The organism is Nautilia abyssi (assembly GCF_055388085.1).
Genome location: NZ_AP042376.1, coordinates 1736476 through 1757596, shown reverse-complemented (window position 1 = coordinate 1757596; position 21121 = coordinate 1736476). Strand labels below are relative to the sequence as shown.

Here is a 21121-nt window from a genome sequence, read left to right as displayed (position 1 = left end):
TTATCTCCCGAAAATTATCAAATCATCCGAACGGTTTGTATGAAGTATCTCAAATTCGTCTTCGCTTCTGAAATTAAATCTGTTGGCAAATTTAGGGCTTACTATAAACACTTTCCAATCAACCGTATGTTTGATTTCATTATAAAGCCTCTCTCCGCCTTCTATCATTATAAATTTGTAATCGTTCATTTTTTCCAGAGTCTCTTCGATAAAAACTTTCCTGTTTTTTACCTTAAAAAGAGGGATATCCCTTTCAATACCGTCATTTTTGGAATATATTAAAACATCCGGAGCTTTACCGTTTACTCTCCTGGCGTCAAGGGTCGGTCTGTCAATTCTAACCGTATTGCCTCCGATTACCAGCAGATCTATTTTATCCCTTACATGATGAACCCAATTAAGTGATTTATCAGAGCTTATATAACCGCCGGTAATTGCCCCGTTCATTGTCAGAGCCAGTTTATAAAACACAAATCTGTTTTGCCACTTTATAAACGGCTCTATTAAATCAAAACATCTTTTATCGTTTAAAACATTAACGTTAATGCCTGCATTTTTAAGTATTTCCGCCCCTCCAGCGTGATCTTTTACGGGATCCGGCCATCCGATATTTACACTTTTGGGCTTAAGATGTTTTAAAAGATTGGCACACGAAGGCGTCTTTCCTATATGAGAACAGGGCTCAAGCGTTACAAAAACATTTGCATTATTGAAAAAGCCTTTATGGTTTTGCAGTAAAAATTCATGTATTTCATGCGAAGTTTTTAATTCGGGCGTTTTATGAAAAGCACTAAAAGCTTTCCATAACGCATTCACTTCCGCATGGGGTTCTCCCGCTTTTTTATGGACGCCTGTAAAAATCTGATTGTTTACTATTACGGCTGCTCCTACGGCAGGATTTGGATATGTCAAAAACTGATATTTCCATGCTTCGTTTATAATCAGATCAAACATGTAATTTTTCATTTTTCACTTTACACTTTTCATTTATCTTCGTATTTGTAAGTATTCCACTCAATATATGTTTTTGCTTTTTTTATATCATCGAAATTTACTTTTTCTTTGCCTATTTCAGCAACATTATCAATAAAGCTTTTAAGCTCGCCTTTTATTTTGGTTCCGTCGTTTGTCGTTATTTTTACTTTTTCACCGATACTTTTTTCAAAATGCTCTGGCTTAGTGAGTTTTCTCTCAAGTCCTGGTGAGCTTACTTCAAGAAAATATTTCCCCTCAACCGGGTCTTCTATATCAAATATTGGAGAGATTAGATTGTTTATTTTGGCACAGTCGTTTAAACTCACTCCTCCTGGTTTCGTAATGTAAACTCTGAAATATTTATGACCTCCCTCTTCGCTAAGGTCTATATCATAAAGTTCACATCCGTTATCTTCAACAATATTTTTAATAATATCGTTTAATTCGCTTCTGTTCATTCATTCCCTTTTTTATTTAATTATATCATTTTTGAGTGATTATAAGAATATTCTGAAGTTTTAGTTTATGTACTCAGAAAGATATTTTGCCACGGCGTCTTCGTCATTTGTATGCGGCAGGATTATATCTGCTCTTTTTTTGACTTCATCAAGAGCGTTTTTTACGGCAACGGATTTACCCGCATATTCAAACATACCGATATCGTTCAGACTGTCCCCGAAAACCGTTACGTTTTTTTTATCGACTTCCATAATTTCCTCCAGTTCCATTAAAGCGTGCGCTTTGTCACCTAAAGGATGTAAAAGCGTCAAAAACCAACACTCCATATAAGGGTCTTTACTTAGTTTTGTTTCCAAATTAAAAAGCTCTTTTACTTTTTTTTCAATTCTTTTAAGAACGTCTTCCTCACCTAAATACACCATCTTAAGATTATGTTTTAACGCCCTTAAATTTTCTATATTTAAAACCCTGCTGTCATTTTTATAGTTTTGAAGAAGTTCTTCTTGGTATTTGTTAATCTTCTTAGGATATAAAAATTTTTCGTCTCCGAAATTTTCAAATCCTACAATCAAAGGCCTTTCGTCAAACTCTTTTTCTATAATGTTTATTACTTCATCGCCGGTTTTTTTATCTATATCGTTAATCTTTATTATTTTTCCCTCAGGACTGGCAATCATTGCACCGTCTAATAAAACTAAAGGATGTTTTAAGTTTAGACCGTTTAAAAGTGTTGTAGAACCTTTAAAACTCCTGGCGGTTGCTATAGTTAAAGGAAAAGGAAAGGAGTTCCAGGTATTTTTAGTAAATTCGCTAAGCGAGAGATCACTCCGTAAGAGCGTTTTATCGAGATCCGTTACAAAAATCATTTATCTTTTTTGGATATTTTATTAAACAGATCTTCCATTTTATTTTCCTGCTCAAGCAGTTCGTCAAAAGTAAAACTTAGATTAGGAACTTTAAACCATCCGGTGGCTTTAAGACAGTAGTTTTGAATGTAGCCTCTGGCCTGTTTAAGCTGCTTTAAACTTGCACGCTGCTCTTTATCGTTCAGATAGCTTTTTTCAAGATAAACTTTAGCGTCGCTTCCGTCTCTTGAACATACTACATCTACCACGCTTAAGCCTCTTATTCTTCCGTCGTTCATTTGTGAAAGAGCTTCAGGGATAATTTCCCTTAAAACAGACTCTTTTCTTTGGACTTTAATACTTTTGCCCATTATTATCCTTCAAAAGAAGCTTTTTCTTCAATTTTTTTATACGTTTCAAGAATATCTCCGACTTTAACGTCATTGTATCCTTCTACCATAATACCGCACTCAAAGCCTTTTCCGACTTCTTTAACGTCGTCTTTAAATCTTTTAAGGCTGGCCAGTTTAGAATCGTAAATTACCACACCGTCTCTGATAACTCTTACAAAATCACCTCTGTGAACAACGCCGTCCTGAACGTAACATCCCGCAACTGTTCCTACTTTAGGAACGCTGAATACGTCTCTTACTTCAATAGTGGCAGTTACTTCTTCAGTTACTTTAGGCGTCATTAGACCTGAAAGAAGTTCTTTAACATCATCTATCAAATCGTAAATAATTGAATAAGTTCTGATTTCAATACCCTCTTGTTTCGCTTTGTTTTTAGCTCCGCTTGTAGGACGCACGTTAAATCCTAAAACAATAGCGTGAGGTTCGCTGGCTTTTGCCAAAATAACGTCATTTTCGGTAATAGCTCCTACATCACTGTGAATAATATCAACTTTAACCTCTTCATTTCTAAGTTTTGCAAGGCTGCCTTTAATAGCTTCAACACTTCCCTGAGTATCGGCTTTGACGATAACAGGAAGTTTTTTAAGCTCTCCTTCGAGGATCATTTTTTGTAGATCTTCAAGAGTCGCTTTTGTAGATTTTGATTTTTCTCTTTCTTCTAAGAAAGTTTTCCATTTTTCAGCCGTTTCTTTTGCTTCTTTGTCGCTTTCGACCGCCACAAGGACATCCCCTGCCATAGGCACTTCGTCAAATCCCGTAATTTCCGCAGGTTCTCCAGGTTTTACCTCTTTTTTCTGTTTACCGAGATCGTCAACAATTAGTCTTACTCTTCCGTATGTTTTACCGCATACAAAACTGTCGGCTTTTTTAAGCGTACCGTTTTTAACTATTATAGTAGCAACAGGTCCTTTTCCTTTTTCCACTCTGCTTTCAATTACAACGGCTTTCGCTTTTCTTTTCGGATTGGCTTTAAGCTCCATCATTTCAGCCTGAAGCAGAATAGTTTCAAGTAAGTCATCTATACCCTCTCCGGTTTTTGCCGATACGTTTACAAATTCATACTCTCCGCCCCATTCTACAGGCGTAATTCCCATTTCGGCCAGTTGTGATTTAACCAAATCAGGATTTGCCTGAGGTTTGTCTATTTTGTTAACAGCCACAATAAACGGAACTTCCGCCGCCTGAGCATGTGATATCGCTTCTCTTGTCTGAGGCATAACCCCGTCGTCTGCCGCAACAACGATAATGGCTATATCGGTAACTTCGGCACCTCTCGCTCTCATTTCTGTAAACGCTTCATGTCCAGGAGTATCGATAAAAGTAATTTTTTTGCCGTCTTTTTCTACCATATAAGCACCGATATGCTGTGTGATACCTCCGGCCTCTTTTGCTGCTACGCGAGAATTTCTGATTTTATCAAGGAGTGATGTTTTACCGTGGTCTACATGACCCATAATTGTTACGATAGGAGGTCTTTCTACCAAATCTTTTTCATCGTCTTGCACTGAATCGTATTTTTTAACATAATCAAATTCTGCCAAAGGATCATAAACTTCAACAGGCACTTCAAACTCTTCAGCCAGCGTTTCAATATATTCTTCGCCTAAAAAGTCGTTTTTGTCTCTTTCTTCGCCGAGTTCTCTTAAAGCTTCGATTACTTCTTCTAAAGGTTTGTTTATAGCTTCTGCAAACTCATAAACTCTTACTTCTTTAGGTATTGATATTGTTTTGATTTCTGCCTCTTTTTTCTTTTTTTTCTTTCTTTTTTTGATGCCCTCTTTTGTTATTCCGCCTTCACTAGGTTTTTTTCTCTTAACGGGCTGTGTTTTTTTCTGTTTTTGCTGCTGAGTTTTAGTTTTTGCTTTTTCTTCAAGCTCATCATCATTTTTCATGTTAATATCGTTAAAATAAAGATCCAGAAGCTCTACCTGGTTTTCTTCAATAACATCCATATCCGCTAAATCGACATTAATCTGAAGCTCTTTTTCTTCTCTTTTTTTAGCCGGCTGCGGTTTAGGTTTCGGTTTAGGTTTTTCCGTTCTAGGCTCAGTTTTTTTAACTTCCTCTTTTTTCTCAGGCTTTTCGGTTTTTTCAGGTTTGGGCTCTGCCTTTTTAACAACCTCTATGCCTTTTTGAGTTTTTTTAACAAGGTCGTTAAAGCTGCTTCTTCCTCTTCTTCTTCTTTGAGGTTTTTCTTCCTTAACTTCCTGTTTTTTAACTTCTTCCGGTTTTTTCTCCTGAGTCTTTTTCTCTTTGCCGGCATTTAAAAAATATTCCTGAATTTTTGCAGCTTCCATTGGAGTGATTTCACCCCTGGTTTTTGCATCTATCCCTATTTCTTTGGCAATATCGACAACCTCTTTCGCTTTTAATCCTAATTCTCTCGCAACAACTGATACTTTTATCTTCAAGTAAACTCCTTTTTTTAAATGTAAAATGGAAAATGTAAAATGTAAGATTTTGCTTTTTCTTTATCCGTTTTGCAAATCTTAGATATATAATTTACAAATTTTTTTTCGTTTACGCACTCTTTGCATACATAAAAACTTCTGCCTGTCCCTTTAAAAGGTATAAGCTTTTGATTTTCACACTGTAAACGAAAAAGCTCGCTTTGTAAAAACCTGTTGCGACAGACAATGCACATTCTTACAGGCTTTTTTACATTTTTCACTTTACACTTTACATTTTCCATTTAATTGTATACTTTTACTCCTACATTGTCAAATTGTAAGATTTTAACGGTAAAATCTTTAAAATTATCTCTTAGCACATTATATATACTGTATGCGTCGTCTTTATACGCAAGATTGAAAAACGTCGAACCGCTGCCGCTTAAAGTCGACATAAGCGCACCTTCTCTCAGAGCAATTTCCCTGACTTTAAAAAGTTCAGGGACCGCTTTCATTCTGTTTTCCTGATGTATCTTGTCTTCAACCACGTTTCTTAATATTTCAAATTTCTCACTGAAAAACGCAGCCGTAATCATTGACGAACTTGATATATTGGTAACTATATCTTTAAGCGAATAATGAGATTTCAGTGCATTCCTGCTTTTTTGAGTGGAAATTGTCCTGTTTGGTATAACAACCACAGCCCTTAAATAAGTCGGAATGAATTTTTTTAAAAAATATACACGGTTTTTTCTAAGTTTCGCAACGCAGAACCCGCCTAAAGCTGCAGGTGTAATATTGTCCGGATGCGGTTCGTACTGAAGGGCCAGATTTATAATTCTGTCTTTTTTATAAGGCACCTGCGCCATTTCGTATGCCGCGGTAATTGCGGCTATTATTACCGCTGATGAGCTTCCGAGTCCTCTCGAGAGAGGAATTTTATTATTAAATTTAAACCTGAAACTGTCTTCTTTTCCAGTTAAATTTTTATAATGGTCGCTGAATATTTCTACAAAATAATTTCTTTTCAGCGTTCTTAAATATTCCGCGTTTTCCCCGTAAATTTCTATATTCGTATATTCGCTTTTCGTTATTTCTATTTCATTTCTTAAATTCAGCGCCAAACCGAGCGTATCGAATCCAGAACCTAAATTTGCGCTAGTTGCGGGAACCGTTATTACCATTAAAACCCTTCTTACACTGCTTTTAAAATATACAGAGGCTCGACGTCTTCACTCATCTCATTCAGTTCAAGCCTCTTTGGCAGATGAAACGTACCGGGAGTTTCATCTTTTTTTAGTGTAATTATACCTTCTTTTTTTACAAAATAACTGTTTCCGACTGCTTTTATGGGAGTGTTGCCGTTAAAATAAAATCCATCTTGAGCAAAAAGTCTGATATTTCTTGTAATGGAGAAGGTTTTAAAAAAGACATAAGCCAGTTTTATCGCCATAAACGACCCAGGCCCTTTCGAATACGAAATGGAGTTTATTTCATACTTTTTTAAGAGTTCGTCAAAAACTTCGGGAAGAACATCGCTTGTCATTCCCTCTTTTTGAATGGTTTCCGATAATTGTGAATTTTTATAAACGCCTATAAGCATAGGTTTTGAAATAACAACTGCAACAATATCAACTAAAGGCTTTTGCAACCGCTTTTTCCCCTTCTTTTTCGAATGTAACTATTTCATAAGCATTTTCAGCCAGTACTTTTTTTGTAAGCAGGTGATTTAAATGATGCCCACTGGCTTTTGCTTCATAACTGCCGATAAAATTAGCCCCTAAAAGGCTCATATCTCCGATAGCATCCAATATTTTATGTCTTACAAACTCGTCTTCAAATCTTAAAGAATCGTTTAATATTTTTTTATCATCAAGAACAATCGCATTTTCAAGGCTGCCTCCAAGAGCCAGACCTATACTTCTTAAATATTGCACTTCTTTTAAAAATCCGAACGTTCTTGCTCTTGCAATTTCTTCAACGTAATTTTTGGTAGAAAAATTAAATTTATATTTCTGATTTCCGATAACAGGATGGTCAAAATTTATTTCAAAATCGAAATCTATTTTTTCGTTAGGTTTGATTTTTGCAAATTTTTCACCGTCTGTTATTTCAACTTCTTTTGTTATTCTCATAAACTGCTTAGGAGCGTCTAAATCTTTAACTCCCGCTTCTTCTATCATCATAACAAAACTCACGGCGCTTCCGTCCATAATAGGAACTTCGTCATTATCCACCACGATTCTTAAATTGTCTATCCCGAAAGCGTAAACGGTGCTCATTAAATGTTCGATAGTTGAAACTACGGCGCCTTCGCTGCCTATTACCGTAGCCATTTTGGTATCAACGACATATTCCGGCTTTAAAGGAATACTAACCCCTTTGTCGCTTCTATAAAAAACTATACCGCTGTTTTCACCCATCGGTTCAAGTCTGAGTTTGACAGGCACTCCTTTGTGCAAACCTATACCTATGGCTTCTACGGCTCTTTTGATTGTTCTTTGTTTCATTCTAAAACCTTCTTCATATTATCGGAAAATAAAGTTAGCTTATCAACGGTTCCGATATCGGCACCTTTGAATATAATCGTCCCCTTAACGTTTTTCTTAACGATTATATAATCGCCCTCGCAGACAACCCTGCCTTCACATTCGTCAAAAATTTCTATACTGCCGCTGCTGTATATCTTAGCCCCGGCATTTATTCTGTTTAAAAAGATTAAATTATCTTCGCTTTTAATCTCTTCTCCGCTACGTATAATTTTATCATAAATAACGGTTTTGGATTTAATTTTTTTTACAATTTCTTTTTCTATCACTTTTATTTGAGGCGTTATTTCCTTTTCAGGAGTAAAACTGTCCGAGTTGAGTATAAAAAAAGGAAGGTTTTTGTTTTTTAGAAACTCTTCTATTTCTTTATTATGAGACTTTAATAAAAAGTAGTGGTTTTTAACAAGCTCGTATTTACTTTCCACCACTTTCTTTAAATTGTCAAAATTATCCGCCTCAAAAACCCTTATCGTTTTCTGCCTCAAATTCTCTCCTCTTAGGATTATTTATTGATTATTTTTTTTGCTCCGTTAATAATATCGGTAATATTTAATCTTATCCATCTAGGATCCATCCATTCAATCGGATTCACCGCATACCCCTGCACGTAAACTCCAAAGTGCAGATGGTCTCCGAATACCGCTCCGGTAGCTCCCGTTCTAGCTATAACCTGTCCTCTTCTTACTCTGTCTCCCACTTTTACTTTAAATACGGAAGTATGCCCGTAAAGAGTATAAAGTCCAAGCTGATGATAAATAATCAAAGCATTGCCGTATATACCCAGATATTTTGTTGCCACTACCGTTCCGTAATTACTTGAATATATTTTGGCTCTTTTTATCTTAGCAAGATCTATTCCCTTATGAATAGCAAAAGATATTTTTTTACCTTTATAGTAATATGATCTTTTTTCTCCAAAGTATGCTCTTACGGCGCTTCCAGGCAACGGATTGAATCTGGCTATTGAAAATCCGTTTATTTTGTTTTCATAAACTTTTGAAGTAATGTTATGAATTTCCGTTTCATTCATTTTTCTTACAGTTTCATTTATTTTTTTGAAAATAGCAACAGGATCGTTAGGAATTGAAAGATTCATTTTTTCCAAAACTCTTTTTGCCACCGTATTTATAAATCTGTCGCTGATAGTTATTTTTGATTTAGGATATTTATACGTTCTCCAGTAATATGGAATATGTTCTTTTACCACGTTTCCGGCTTTATCTTCAGCAACAAGTTCCGCGTCAAACGTTTTTTCATATACAGGCCATGCTATAATCGCCGCATAATAGTCTTTTTTTACAAACGGTGTTAGTTTAAATTTATATTTACCGTCTACCAAAATATACGTATCTTTCAGGTTTTTATCTGCCACTTTAACAACGGCAGCCGCGCTTCCGCCGTTTCCGATAGCGTATGAATTGTTAATAATCTCCGTCATAGGGGGAGTTGTGTCAACCTGAAGCGTAATGCTTTTTTTCGCTTCGTTACCCGCAAAAAAATGCCATTTTGAATTATCAACGGCCACAACGTTTATTTTAATTTCTTTTGCGTTTGTCTGCGGAAGTTTAATATTTAAAACAACCTCCTTACCCATAGAAGGATTCGTAAGAGTTGCAAGTTCGCTTACATTACCGCCGGCTATCATGGTTACACGGTAATATTTTATGCCCGAAGCATCCTCCAATATTATTTTTAAAGGTTTTTTCAGATTGGTATATCCGTTGCTTTCTATTTTAATGGTAGGAGGGACTTTTTCAAACATAGGTGAAAAATAAACAAATCCGGCTCCTCCCGCGATTAAAAGTAAAATCAAAATCCACAATTTCTTCATAACCGTCCTTTTTAACAAAATTGTACATAAGAGTGGTTAATTTGAGGTTAATACCTTAAATTATCTCTTTTAAATCTTCTTTTAAAATATTTTTTACTTTTTCAAAATCAAATTCATCTCTAATTGTGGCACCCGCGGCCCTGATATGTCCGCCTCCTCCGTGTTTAACTGCCACTTTGCTGACATCGGCGTAATTTTTGCTTCTTAAAGACACTTTTATACCTTCATCATCTTCTCTTAACATACATGCAACCTCAACAGGCGCCAAAGCCCTGACACTGTTGACTATCGTATCGGTATCGTCTTTAATGGCCCCAGTAATTTCCATCATCTCTTTAGTAACTTCTACAAATGCAACTTTCCCGTCGCAGCACAGTTCTATCGTTTCATAAGCTTTTGCCAGAAGCCTCAAGCGTGAGAGTCTGTCTCTTTGAAAAAGCATTTTAGCTACGTAATCGGGCTCGACTCCGCATCTTACAAGATCTGCCGCACATTCAAACACCCTGTCGTTTACGCTTTCATACTGAAAACTCCCCGTATCAGTCACAAGAGCGGTATATATGCAAAGTGCGCTGTCTTTGTCTATTTCAATGCCGTTTGCTTTTAAAATATCATATACAACCTGTGAAGTCGAAGCATAATCAGGTTCTATCAAGTTTATATCACCGTATTTTGTATTTGATACGTGATGGTCGATATTTATTAAAAAAGAAGGCTTTTCTTCAAGTCCCAGTCTGTCAAAACTGCCGCAGTCAAAAGAAATTGTAAGATCTATTTTTTTAGGCAGATTATTAGTTACTTTATTGAAATTCGGCAGGAAATCCAAATACTGGGGCAGAGGTTTTGTAGCGTTGAATACAGTCACTTTTTTACCCATTTTTTTAAGAACGGGATATAAACTGAGAGAACTTCCAAGTGCGTCGCCGTCCGGATTTATATGTGCTATAAGCATTATATTATCGGCTTTTTCTATTTCTTTCCATATCTGTTTATATATATCCATTATAAAGCCTTTTTGTTGAAATTATAGCATTTATGACGGCGGATGGTTATTAAAGTTGCTGATCTATTTGAAGTAACTGGTATATTGGTATATTATTGTATTAGTATATTTGCAGGTAAATGTTTGCTTACCAGAGTCTGGCAATTTCTCAATTCTCTCTTCACCCCAAAAAGTCTTACGACTTTTCAGGGATCCCGCTTTTTTAATTCTCAATTCTCAATTGATTAAACCCTCCCTTTTGCCTTATAAACAAACGCCAACACTTCCGCAACGGCTTTATAAAGTTTTTGAGGTATAAGCTCGTCAATTTCGACGAGTTTGTATAGTTCCCTTGCCAACGGCGGGTTTTCGACAATCATAATATCATGTTCCCTGGCTATTTCTTTTATTTTTATAGCCAGATTATCTACGCCTTTTGCTATTACCCTAGGTGCTTCGTCTTTGGTTTTGTCATACCTTATAGCTACGGCGTAATGCGTCGGGTTTGTGATTACGACATCGGCTTTGGGTACTTCGCTCATCATTCTTTTTTTAGCCATTTCTCTTTGAAGCTGTCTTATTTTGGCTTTTATTTCCGGATTTCCTTCGGTTTGTTTATATTCGTCTTTTATTTCCTGCTTGCTCATACGCAGAGATTTTTTATACGTATATCTCTGATATATAAAATCGATAGTGGCAAACACCAGAAAAACGGCAAGCATGGCAAATACTATAACCATAGCTTTTTCTTCAAACCATTTCAGCTGTTCAAAAAAACTCATAAGCTCCAGTTTCGGTATTTCGTTTAAAAACTTCATAAACAGCCAGCCGCCAACGATAAAAGCCACCGCAACCTTTAGCGTCATTTTAACGCCTTCTACAAGTGTTTTGATAGAAAACAGCCTTTTTATTCCTTTTATCGGATTAATTTTGTCAAAAGAAGGCGTAATCGGTTTTGTAGTAAACAAAAATCCGAACTGCATGACGTTTCCGAGTATTCCGGCCAAAACTACCGCACCGAAAAGCGGAGCCATTAAAATAAAAAAATTCAAAACGGAATTAATCATAATTTCAAACACCAGGTTTTTGGTAAGCTCCACTCCCTCAAAAGAAGTATAATACCTGTAAAACCTCTCAAGGTAAAACGTAATATATTTAAGATAAAATATTATTACTATAATTGCCACAAACAAAACGATAAAACCGCTTGTTTCCATTGATTTAGGGACATTGCCCTCTTTTCTGGCGTCTTCAATTTTCTTGGGGGTGGGCTCTTCGGTTTTTTCTAAATCGTCAGCCATTCATTCCCTTTCTCAAATCTTCATCAAGAATACTTTGCATTCTTTCACCGAGTTTATAATAAATAAAACTGAAAAGTACAACAAACACTATTACAAGAGCACTGCTTACAAGGCTTTTTGGCGAATTGTAAAAATTATATCCAATCAAAACTGCCGCGGCAATAAAACATGATAATGTTCCTATAAAAGGAACGATAAAATTTGATTTTGTTATTTTTCGTAATTTCAGATTTGCATAATTAACAAGACCGAATATTATTAAAAATCCGAAACTTCCAGCAATTGATATATTCTCAACGTTAAACGATATCGCAAATATAACAGAAAGCAGTCCTAAAATTATCATTCCCTCATATCCGGCTTTTACCTTTTTGGCAAATTCGCTGGGAAGCTCTCCGAGTTTCGCTACCAGATACCCAACTCTTCCCCCTCCGTATAGCGTTGCGTTTATTGCGCTTGCCGTAGAAAGCAGAGCGGCTGCCGAAATGACAATAAAGCCCGCCTGACCGAAAAACGGCTTGGTAGCTATGGCCAATACATAATCCTGAGCTTTTTTTGCCTCTTCAAAACTTACGTTTCCGACTGTAACTATCGCGATTGTCACATACAAAAATATTACAAACAAAACAGCGCTGTAATATGCTCTTGGCAGAGTTTTTTCAGGGTTTTCAACGTCTTTTGCCGTGTTTGCTATCAGTTCAAACCCTTCATAAGCCAAAAATATTATCAGCCCCCCGGTAATTATCTTAATACCACTTTCCCAGTATTCGGGCGAAAGTCTATGAAAATCGGCGGTAAATATACCGACCGCTACAAACACCAAAAGAATCGTAACTTTTATAAACACCATTAAATCTTCAGCTTTTCCCGTTAAAAAAGCTCCCATTAAATTTATAAGTACAAAAACTCCTATTACGCTGCTGGCCATAAGTTTATGAAACCACAGCACCTCTTTGCCCATAAAAAGAGCGCTCGCATAGCTTCCGAATGCATACGCATAGAGACTGAGCATAATCACATAACTCATCAGCAGCAGATTGTTTATAACCGATGAAAAAAGATTATTCCCAAACGCCTGAACTATAAATTCTATACTTCCGCCTTCGCTCGGATAGGCAATTGAGAGTTTTACATATGAATATGAAGTAATCAGGGCTATAATCCCTGCTACCAAAAAAGCAATAGGAGCCGCTCCTTTTGCCAAATCAATCGTAAGTCCCAAAACGGCAAAAATACCGCCTCCTACCATTCCTCCGACACCGATACTGAACGCTTCGATAAACCCTATTTTTTTTCTCATTTGAATCCTTCCGTATAAAACCTCTGTTATAATTATTATAACACTTTTTTATTAAAGGCAGATGATGAATATTTTTATTTCCGCAAACAACACAGGTAAAGGAAAAACACATTCCACACTTTTACTAATGGAATATTTAGCTCAAAAAGGGCATAAAATAGGCGTAATGAAACCCATAGAAACAGGAGTTGAAAAATTTCCTCAAGACGGGCTAAGACTGTTTGAAAAAGCAAAGAAGCTTAATCCTTTACTTAATGAGCTTACAATAGATGATATAGTTCCCGTTCAGCATACTCTGCCTGCAGCTCCTATTGTCAGCGGTAAAGTCGATTTCGACAAAATAAAAAAAGCCTACGATAAAATAAAACCGTTATGCGACATACTTCTTATAGAAGGCGCGGGCGGAGTGCTTGTGCCTGTAACCGACAGCTTTAAAATGATCGATTTTTTAAGTTTTTTTAATGCGAAACTTTTACTGGTAATAGGCTCAAATCTCGGGATGATTAATGATTTTCTTCTTAATAAGTACTATCTGGAGACAAACAACATAAACTATACATATGCGGTAAATATTTTTGATGAAAATGAGTATTTTAAAATATCGCATCCGTTTATGAAAAGATATAATCCCTTATTTATACAAAAAGATTTAGATAAAATAACACAGCAGTTACTGAAAAAAAATTAAATATAATTTTATATAGGAGAAAAAAATGGAAACTCAAGAATTAAATACCCATTTAAAATTTAATAAAAAATTCGGACAGTTAATTGAAATAGGTGAAGAAAGCGCAAAAGTCAGACTGGAAGCGACTGAAGATATGGCTGTTGACGAAGAAGGTCTTATACACGGAGGTTTTACATTCGGAGCGGCTGATTTTTGCGCGATGGCGACAGTTAACGATCCTTTTGTAGTGCTTGTAAGAAGCCAATGTGAATTTATGGCTCCGGTAAAAATTGGAGATGTAGTGGAGTTTGTAAGCGAAGTTATTATGAAAGAAAAAAGAAAAGAAGAGATAAAAGTCGTAGGGACCATAAACGAAATAAAAGTTTTTGAAGGTATTTTCAGCTGTGTCAAACTTGATAAACACGTACTGAAAAAAAAATAATCCCACTCCTTAATTTTTACTCTTTTTTCTTAATACAGCACATATACTTTATCATATACGCTAATCATAATAAATCTTAATTTTAAAAATATAAATGAAGCTAAATGATACACTGTACACAATATTCAAATTTAAATAGTGACAGACACCTTATATAGATAAAAGAAAAGAAAAAGAAGTATTTATCTTCTTCTGCCTCTTCCGCCTGATCTACTGCCTCTGAAATTTCCTCTTCTTCCTCTTCTTCTGTCTCTGTCGTTTCCGCCTTTTGAATTTTTACTTCTTTCAATAAGTCTTTTGGCTTCATTCAGACTTTTACCGATTCTTTCTTTTCCGTCGGCTTCTTTTTCAAAAAGCATACTTGCGAATTTTGTCGCAATAGTAAACAGGTCAAAATCGTTTTGCAATACTTCAACAATTTCAATTGATTTGTCATTAGGCTTAATATTGCTGATTTTTTCCATAATTTTTTGAATTTCTGTATTTTTAACGTCGCTTAAAGTCGGAACCTCTTTAAGTTCTATTTTAGAAATTTTCTGAATTTTGCTTAAAGCTCTGAATTCATGAGGCGTTACAAGCGATATCGCCATACCCTCTTTTCCGGCTCTTCCTGTTCTTCCGATTCTATGCACGTAACTTTCAGGATCTAGCGGTAAGTGATAGTTAAACACATGTGTTACGTCGTTTACGTCAAGTCCTCTTGCCGCAACATCTGTAGCTACAAGGATTTCGATTCTGTTGCCTTTAAATCCTCTTATAACCTCTTCTCTTTTTCTTTGGTCCATATCTCCGTGAAGACCTTTTGCGTCAAATCCTACACCGCTTAAAAATTCAGCTACTAAATCAACGTCTTTTTTAGTTCTGCAAAAAACGATAGCTTTGCTAGGCTGTTTATAATCGATAAGTCTTATTAAAGCGTCGTTTCTTTCATGTTCATCAATTACATAGAAATATTCTTTAATATTTTCGTTTGTAACTTCTTTTTTGGTAATCTGAATAAATTCAGGTTCTTTTAAAATTGTCTGGGCAAGACTTAAAATAGGTTTTGGCATAGTGGCACTGAATAACAGCGTCTGTCTGTTGCTCGGTACGTATTTGAAAATTTCTTTAATATCGTCCAAAAATCCCATATCAAGCATTTCATCCGCTTCGTCAAGCACTACGTATTCAGGTGCTATATCGATTTTACCGCTGCTTAAAAGATCTATAAGTCTTCCGGGAGTCGCTACGATTACTTCCGAATTTTTGATGTGGTTAATCTGTCTTGAATAGCTGCTTCCTCCGTAAACTGTTGCGGTATGAATTCCGAGATATTTTCCGAATCTAAAAATCTCTTCGCTTACCTGAATTGCAAGTTCACGGGTTGGTGTAATAATTAACGCTTTTTGACCTTTTTTAAGCATATTAAGTATAGGTAGACCGAATGCCGCAGTTTTTCCTGTACCCGTCTGGGCCTGAGCTACGATATCTCTTCCTTCCAATACTGCAGGAATAGCTTTTTCCTGAATCGGGCTTGGTTTTTCAAATCCGATTTCTTCCAATCTTCTTAATAATTCTTTTTTTAAATTAAATTCTGTAAATGTCATTTTTTTCCTTGTTTATTTTATATAGTTATATTTACAACTGTACTGTTTTACCTTGAAGCATACGCTTCATAACTGCACTTATTAGCTTATATGCTAAATTAATGACAGTAGAGTTTGTAGTTTAAGTAGGTGTTTTTAAAATATGGAGGATAAGGGATAATTGCCGAAAAGTTTTTAACTTCCCCAGGCAACAGTCCGTCTTTTATTATCACTCTTGTCGCTCTGATAGTGTTAGGTCTGGACTGTCTTTTATCTTTGCTTCCGAATATATTCAAACCTCCCGGTTTAAAGAATGTACCTTTGGTAAATCCTCCGCCCCAGCCGTTATTAACCAGTTTTATTTCCAGTTTGCAATAGTTTATTTTAAATTTACCTATATTTTTAACTCTACCTTTTAAAACTAACGTTTCATTGATCAAAACTCTTCTTTGCTTTACGTTTAAAAGCTCGGCTTTTTTGGTATATTTTTCCAAAATGGCAAGCCCTAATACCGCCCCGAAAGCAGTAACTACAAACGAAGCAAATATCATACTCAATAGCAGTTTATTGTTGTTACCGGCAGCTTTTATGGATACTATTACTAAAAATATAAATAAAACTAAAAAGAAAACTATATCTAGCCAGTGAAGTATAGTGAAATAAGGAATCATCATTTTTTTCTGTTCCTTTTCTCTTCTATCCCGCTTACGCCTTCTCTTCTTTTAAGTTCTTCCAAAACGGCTTCCGGATGAATATTTTTTAAAGCTAATGCAATTAATGTATGAAAGGCGAGATCCGCCGCTTCATAAATAATTTCTTTTTTGTCATTATCTTTAACTGCAAAACAAAACTCCGCCGCTTCTTCCGCTACTTTTTTAAGAAGTGAATTTTCACCTTTGTGGTATAATGAAGAAACATATGAAGTTTCAGGATTAGCATTTTTTCTATCAAGTAAAGTATGATAGAGTTCGTCGATGAAATTATACTCTATTTCTTTTACTTTGTCCAATATTATTTCATTTGAGTCGAGTTTTGTAAAAAAACAGGACTTTCTTCCAGTATGGCAGGCCACTCCGTTTTGCTTTACTTTCAGCAAAATCGTATCATTGTCACAGTCTATTAATATATCTTTTACTTCCTGCGTATGTCCGCTGCTTTCACCTTTTTTCCAAAGTTTATTTCTGCTTCTTGAAAAATAGTGAGCATATCCCGTTTGTTGGGTAAGTTTTAAAGCTTCTTCATTCATATATGCCAGCATTAACACTTCATTAGTATCCGCATCCTGAACAATAACGGGAACAAGACCCCCGCTTTTTTCGAAATCTACCATAATAATCCTTATTTATTTGTAGATATTACTTTTTTATTATCGTCAATATTCATCCAAATATTAGGTACCGCCCCGCCTGGAGTTAAGAAAATTTTCGCGTCTTTATTCACTTTAAGAGCTTCATTAAACTGTTTTTGAACTTCTAAAGCTTTTAATTTAAGCAAATTCGATGTTAATGATTCGCTAATAATTTTATTCGCCTGTGCCTGAGCTTTTGATTCTATAAGCATCGCCTGCGCTTTACCTTTTGCTTCTATTTCTTTAGCCTGGGCGTTACCTAATGCAATCGCCGCTTTTTTCTCAGCTTCCTGTTTTGCTCTTAACACTTCGTATTTTGCTCTTTCGGCTTCCTGTTTGGCAATCTGCACTCTTTCAATTTGCGTTTTAATGTTTTGAGGAAGAATTATATCCCTTAACTGAAAACTTTCGAAAATGACAGGTTTATGTGGAAGTTTCGCCAGCTGTTCTCTCATTTTCGCTTCTATTAAAGTAGCTATTTCGTTTCTTTTTACAGGCAGTTCCTCAGCCGGATATTTGCCAATCACGTTTCTGACCACGTCTCTTACCATTGGATTGATTATTTTATCTTCCCAGTTTTTACCGTATGTTTCAAGCGTATAGGCAGCTTCGTTCGGATTTAGTCTGTAGCTTACCGAAAGCTCAACCAGTATCGGAAGCCCTCTTGCGTCAAGCACGTTAATAGCAGGATATACTTTTATTGTGCCGTATCTGTCCGCCATGCTTCCTGCTTCATTGCTTATTCTTTTATAATTAATCATATGAACCTTAGTATCCACTACATATACTTTTTGTATTACAGGTACAAAAAAATGAAGTCCAGGCATTAAAGGTTTTTGTTCAAATTTACCTGTAGTTGCCAAAATACCGACTTCTCCAGAATTAATTACAACCCACGGTTTAAAAAGCAGGCCTATTATAAATATAGCAGCTATTATTATAATTCCGAAACCGCTGTTCCCCTGAATAAATTTAGGAGGCTCAAACTTGGGAGGCTCAAACTTGTTTTCGTTTTTATTGTTATTTTTATCGTTCATCCATCCGTTTAAATCTGCTGGCATAAAATTCCTTTTTTATAAATTAAGATTAAAAATCTCTTATTTGAGATTTTAATCTCTTTTTATTATATATATGTTAAATAGTGTTTATAGCTTTTATCTCTTCCGTAAACAACGTCAAAATAAGCTTCCTGAAGTTCTTTTGTAATTTCTCCTCTTTTACCGCTTCCGATAATTCTTCCGTCAACTTCTCTAATCGGAGTAACTTCAGCAGCAGTTCCCGTGAAAAACGCCTCATCGGCAATATAAACCTCATCTCTTGTTATTCTTCTTCTCTCAACCGGAATATCTCTTTCCCTTGCAAGTTCAAGCACAGTCGCCTGAGTGATTGACTCAAGTGAATTGTCGTTTGGAGGAGTAATCAGCACACCGTCTCTTACTATAAAGAAACACTCACCGCTTCCTTCTGCGATAAATCCTTCGTCATCAAGCATAAGAGCTTCTTCGTATCCGGCTTCAATAGCTTCGAATTTTGCCATTTGAGAGTTTAAATAATTCGCAACGGCTTTTGCTTTTCCGAATGTAGATTTAACAGGATTTCTTGTAATTGAAGAAACTTTTACCCTGATTCCGTTTTCAAGTCCTTCTTCTCCAAGATATGCACCCCACTCCCATGCGGCAATCGCAACATGAACAGGTGCGCCGATATGATAAAGACCCATTTTACCATAACCTAAAAACACTAAAGGTCTAATATACACATTTCCTTTAAAATCATTTTTTCTTAGCAGTTCAAGCTGTGCTTCTTCAAGCTCTTCCTGAGAAAAAGGAACATCTATTTTTACTATTTTTGCAGAATTAATAAGCCTTTTTGTATGGTCTTGCAGTCTGAATATAGCCAGTCCGTCTTCAGTCTGATAAGCTCTCGTTCCTTCAAAAACACCGTTTCCGTAATGCAGGGTATGAGTTAAAACATGAACTTTAGCGTCATTCCAAGGAATAAACTCGCCATCCATCCAAATCAGTTTTGCTTCATTCATTATTATATATCCTTTTTTGGGCTAATTTTATCAAAAATTTGATATTATTACTATAAATACAACTTTTACAACCCCATAAGGAGCAAAAATGGAACTGATAGCCAAAAAACTGATAGGCTCAAAAGAATTTGACGGAGAGCTTGGAGAAATAGTAAATCCTTACACCAAAAAAGTAACCAGCAAATATGTAAAATGCAGCGCTGATGATGCAAAAAAAGCCCTTGAAATCGCAAAAGAGGCTTTCAAAAACACTAAAAATTCGCCGCTTCATCAAAGAATAGCATGGATTGAAGATGTCGCAGACAGACTTGAAGAAAGAAAAGACGAATTTGCCGAATATATTACGCTTGAAGTGGCTAAACCTATCTCCCAGTCAAAAGTGGAAGTTCAAAGATGTATAGAAAACCTTAGAATCTGTGCGGCGGAAGGCTACAGAATAGTAGGTGAGACTATACCTACGGATGCAACTCCGAGCGGATTTAAAACTACCGCGTTTTATAAAAGAGTGCCTGTAGGCGTTGTGGTTGCGATTACACCTTTTAATTTCCCTCTGAACCTCGTAGCCCACAAACTTGCCCCCGCTCTGGTATCCGGAAACAGCGTGGTGCTCAAACCTACTCCCGAAGCCCCTTATACCGCATACGCTTTTGCTAAACTGTTTATAGAAAGTAAATATGCAATAAAAGACGCTTTAAGCGTCGTATACGGAGATGCCGAGGTCGGAAGCGCTCTTGTTACAAGCCCGATTCCGAGAAAAATATCTTTTACGGGAAGCGTACCTGTGGGTAAAATAATACTTCAAAGCGCAGGAATTAAAAAAGTAACGCTTGAACTCGGAGGAAACGCCGCTACGTTTGTGGAAAGCACGGCAGACCTTGACTGGGCCGCTAAACGCTGCGCAATAGGAGCATTTGCAAACAGCGGACAGGTATGTATATCACTGCAGAGAATATACGTAGATGAAAAAATATATGAAGAATTTGCGGTGAAACTTGGCATTGAAGCTTCCAAACTTAAAGTCGGAAGCCCGTTTGAAGAAGATACGTTTATGGGACCGTTAATTAACGAAGAAGCTGCAATAAGAGCCGAAAAATGGATTCAAAGCGCCGTAAATGAAGGTGCGAGAATAATAGCCGGAGGCAAAAGGGAAGGCAATATACTCTCACCTACCATATTGGCCGACGTAACCGATGATATGAACGTTGTATGCGAAGAAGTATTTGCTCCAATTGTAAGTTTGGTCAAAGTCCCTTCCTATGAAGTAGCCGTGGAAAAAATGAACAATTCTCCATACGGACTTCAGTTTTCAATGTTCAGCAACAGAGTGGATCTGATGAACAGGGCCATTGACGACTTTGAAGCGGGAGGAGTTATAATAAACGACATTCCGACTTTAAGATTTGACATCCAGCCTTACGGAGGAGTCAAACTTTCAGGCATCGGAAGAGAAGGTCCTAAATACGCCATTGAAGACATGACGGAAATAAAATCTATCGTAATTCGTTAAATAAGCCCCGCTTCATTTAAAATCGGAAGAATTTTTTCCCATATTTCTTCCAGTTTTTCTTCTATATATGAAATACTTTTTTTCTCTTCATACCATTCTTTTAAATGATTTATTGCGTTTTCTTTTTCAAAATCGTTTAATGATTTGTCATTTTTTATTTTTTCTATTGCTTTGTTTAGTTTTTCCATTTAAAATCCTTTTTTACCGCATTTCCATCCGCGTCTGTTTTTAAATTCATCCGGAAATGTTATATCTAAATCCAAATCTTCAAGCTCTTCTAAAGAATTTATTTTCATAAATATTATACCATTATCCCTAAGTTTTTTAATTACATCCGAAGGCATCGAACACCCTATTACCATCTTAATTCCAAGTTTTTCACATTCAAATTCAAGATTATAGCTTTTTCTTACTTCCCCGTTTACTAAAATATCCGCGGGATAATCGGCAAGTTCTCCGTCTTTAACAAGCACTATTGTTTTCATGTTTTCCTTTCATAGGTTGGTTAT

General features: G+C 36.1%; 24 protein-coding genes. 3 read left to right on the top strand and 21 right to left on the bottom strand.

The features are described from left to right. From ribD to ACZ5EP_RS09125, 14 genes are all read right to left on the bottom strand, one after another. Positions 1–966 carry a bifunctional diaminohydroxyphosphoribosylaminopyrimidine deaminase/5-amino-6-(5-phosphoribosylamino)uracil reductase RibD gene (gene ribD, locus ACZ5EP_RS09190; protein ID WP_464508888.1) on the bottom strand — a complete coding sequence of 322 codons (966 nt, stop codon included), beginning with the start codon at positions 964–966 and terminating at the stop codon, positions 1–3. A gap of 17 nt (positions 967–983) precedes the next feature. Next, on the bottom strand, positions 984–1433 hold the full coding sequence (locus tag ACZ5EP_RS09185) for an LSm family protein (protein ID WP_464508887.1): 450 nt from the start codon (positions 1431–1433) through the stop codon (positions 984–986). A gap of 60 nt (positions 1434–1493) precedes the next feature. Further along, positions 1494–2300 carry an HAD-IIB family hydrolase gene (locus tag ACZ5EP_RS09180; RefSeq protein WP_464508886.1) on the bottom strand — a complete coding sequence of 269 codons (807 nt, stop codon included), beginning with the start codon at positions 2298–2300 and terminating at the stop codon, positions 1494–1496. Further along, complete coding sequence (gene rbfA, locus ACZ5EP_RS09175; protein ID WP_127681577.1) at positions 2297–2650, bottom strand: 30S ribosome-binding factor RbfA; 354 nt, start codon at positions 2648–2650, stop codon at positions 2297–2299. Before rbfA ends, ACZ5EP_RS09180 begins: the two co-directional genes overlap by 4 nt. 2 nt (positions 2651–2652) lie before the next feature. Beyond that, the gene (infB, locus tag ACZ5EP_RS09170) at positions 2653–5103 is read right to left on the bottom strand and encodes a translation initiation factor IF-2 (RefSeq protein WP_464508885.1); all 2451 of its coding nucleotides are present in this window, start codon (positions 5101–5103) and stop codon (positions 2653–2655) included. A gap of 14 nt (positions 5104–5117) precedes the next feature. After that, positions 5118–5336, bottom strand: a complete 219-nt coding sequence (locus ACZ5EP_RS09165) for a YlxR family protein (protein ID WP_464509646.1) — start codon at positions 5334–5336, stop codon at positions 5118–5120. A gap of 48 nt (positions 5337–5384) precedes the next feature. Next, positions 5385–6266, bottom strand: coding sequence for a homoserine kinase (thrB, locus tag ACZ5EP_RS09160; protein WP_127681583.1), 882 nt, complete (start codon positions 6264–6266; stop codon positions 5385–5387). 11 nt (positions 6267–6277) lie between these two features. After that, positions 6278–6733 (bottom strand): hypothetical protein, encoded by a 456-nt coding sequence (locus ACZ5EP_RS09155; protein WP_464508884.1) that lies wholly within the window; start codon positions 6731–6733, stop codon positions 6278–6280. Then, on the bottom strand, positions 6714–7592 hold the full coding sequence (gene lpxC, locus ACZ5EP_RS09150) for a UDP-3-O-acyl-N-acetylglucosamine deacetylase (protein ID WP_464508883.1): 879 nt from the start codon (positions 7590–7592) through the stop codon (positions 6714–6716). Before lpxC ends, ACZ5EP_RS09155 begins: the two co-directional genes overlap by 20 nt. Further along, on the bottom strand, positions 7589–8116 hold the full coding sequence (locus ACZ5EP_RS09145) for a septum site-determining protein MinC (protein ID WP_464508882.1): 528 nt from the start codon (positions 8114–8116) through the stop codon (positions 7589–7591). The genes lpxC and ACZ5EP_RS09145 overlap by 4 nt, the downstream gene beginning before the upstream one ends. A 17-nt stretch (positions 8117–8133) precedes the next feature. Then, positions 8134–9462, bottom strand: coding sequence for a M23 family metallopeptidase (locus ACZ5EP_RS09140; RefSeq protein WP_464508880.1), 1329 nt, complete (start codon positions 9460–9462; stop codon positions 8134–8136). 55 nt (positions 9463–9517) lie between these two features. Further along, the gene (locus ACZ5EP_RS09135; protein ID WP_464508879.1) at positions 9518–10465 is read right to left on the bottom strand and encodes a DHH family phosphoesterase; all 948 of its coding nucleotides are present in this window, start codon (positions 10463–10465) and stop codon (positions 9518–9520) included. A 224-nt stretch (positions 10466–10689) separates the two neighbouring features. After that, positions 10690–11745 (bottom strand): flagellar biosynthesis protein FlhB, encoded by a 1056-nt coding sequence (flhB, locus tag ACZ5EP_RS09130; RefSeq protein WP_464508878.1) that lies wholly within the window; start codon positions 11743–11745, stop codon positions 10690–10692. Further along, complete coding sequence (locus tag ACZ5EP_RS09125) at positions 11738–13045, bottom strand: APC family permease (RefSeq protein ID WP_464508876.1); 1308 nt, start codon at positions 13043–13045, stop codon at positions 11738–11740. The genes flhB and ACZ5EP_RS09125 overlap by 8 nt, the downstream gene beginning before the upstream one ends. 64 nt (positions 13046–13109) lie before the next feature. Between ACZ5EP_RS09125 and bioD the strand changes: the two genes are divergently transcribed. Further along, positions 13110–13733, top strand: a complete 624-nt coding sequence (bioD, locus tag ACZ5EP_RS09120; protein WP_464508875.1) for a dethiobiotin synthase — start codon at positions 13110–13112, stop codon at positions 13731–13733. A gap of 25 nt (positions 13734–13758) precedes the next feature. Then, the gene (locus ACZ5EP_RS09115) at positions 13759–14154 is read left to right on the top strand and encodes a PaaI family thioesterase (RefSeq protein WP_464508874.1); all 396 of its coding nucleotides are present in this window, start codon (positions 13759–13761) and stop codon (positions 14152–14154) included. Between the two features lie 182 nt (positions 14155–14336). On the opposite strand, the gene ACZ5EP_RS09110 is transcribed toward ACZ5EP_RS09115, so the two are convergent. The 5 genes from ACZ5EP_RS09110 to ACZ5EP_RS09090 all read right to left on the bottom strand — a co-directional run bounded on the left by ACZ5EP_RS09110 (position 14337) and on the right by ACZ5EP_RS09090 (position 19105). Beyond that, a complete protein-coding gene (locus ACZ5EP_RS09110; protein ID WP_464508873.1) occupies positions 14337–15740 on the bottom strand; it encodes a DEAD/DEAH box helicase in 1404 nt (467 codons plus the stop codon). 98 nt (positions 15741–15838) lie between these two features. Continuing rightward, positions 15839–16393 (bottom strand): DUF2393 family protein, encoded by a 555-nt coding sequence (locus ACZ5EP_RS09105; RefSeq protein WP_464508872.1) that lies wholly within the window; start codon positions 16391–16393, stop codon positions 15839–15841. Further along, positions 16390–17049 carry a bifunctional phosphoribosyl-AMP cyclohydrolase/phosphoribosyl-ATP diphosphatase HisIE gene (gene hisIE, locus ACZ5EP_RS09100; RefSeq protein ID WP_127681605.1) on the bottom strand — a complete coding sequence of 220 codons (660 nt, stop codon included), beginning with the start codon at positions 17047–17049 and terminating at the stop codon, positions 16390–16392. The genes ACZ5EP_RS09105 and hisIE overlap by 4 nt, the downstream gene beginning before the upstream one ends. An 8-nt stretch (positions 17050–17057) precedes the next feature. After that, positions 17058–18128 (bottom strand): SPFH domain-containing protein, encoded by a 1071-nt coding sequence (locus ACZ5EP_RS09095; RefSeq protein WP_127681607.1) that lies wholly within the window; start codon positions 18126–18128, stop codon positions 17058–17060. 62 nt (positions 18129–18190) lie between these two features. After that, on the bottom strand, positions 18191–19105 hold the full coding sequence (locus ACZ5EP_RS09090) for a branched-chain amino acid transaminase (protein ID WP_464508871.1): 915 nt from the start codon (positions 19103–19105) through the stop codon (positions 18191–18193). 88 nt (positions 19106–19193) lie between these two features. On the opposite strand from ACZ5EP_RS09090, the gene ACZ5EP_RS09085 reads away from it, so the two are divergent. Continuing rightward, on the top strand, positions 19194–20612 hold the full coding sequence (locus ACZ5EP_RS09085) for an aldehyde dehydrogenase family protein (protein ID WP_464508870.1): 1419 nt from the start codon (positions 19194–19196) through the stop codon (positions 20610–20612). Here the strand turns inward: ACZ5EP_RS09085 and ACZ5EP_RS09080 are convergent. After that, positions 20609–20800, bottom strand: a complete 192-nt coding sequence (locus ACZ5EP_RS09080) for a hypothetical protein (RefSeq protein ID WP_127681613.1) — start codon at positions 20798–20800, stop codon at positions 20609–20611. The genes ACZ5EP_RS09085 and ACZ5EP_RS09080 overlap by 4 nt on opposite strands. Next, complete coding sequence (locus tag ACZ5EP_RS09075; protein WP_464508869.1) at positions 20801–21097, bottom strand: hypothetical protein; 297 nt, start codon at positions 21095–21097, stop codon at positions 20801–20803. It lies immediately after the preceding gene. Positions 21098–21121: the final 24 nt, after the last annotated feature.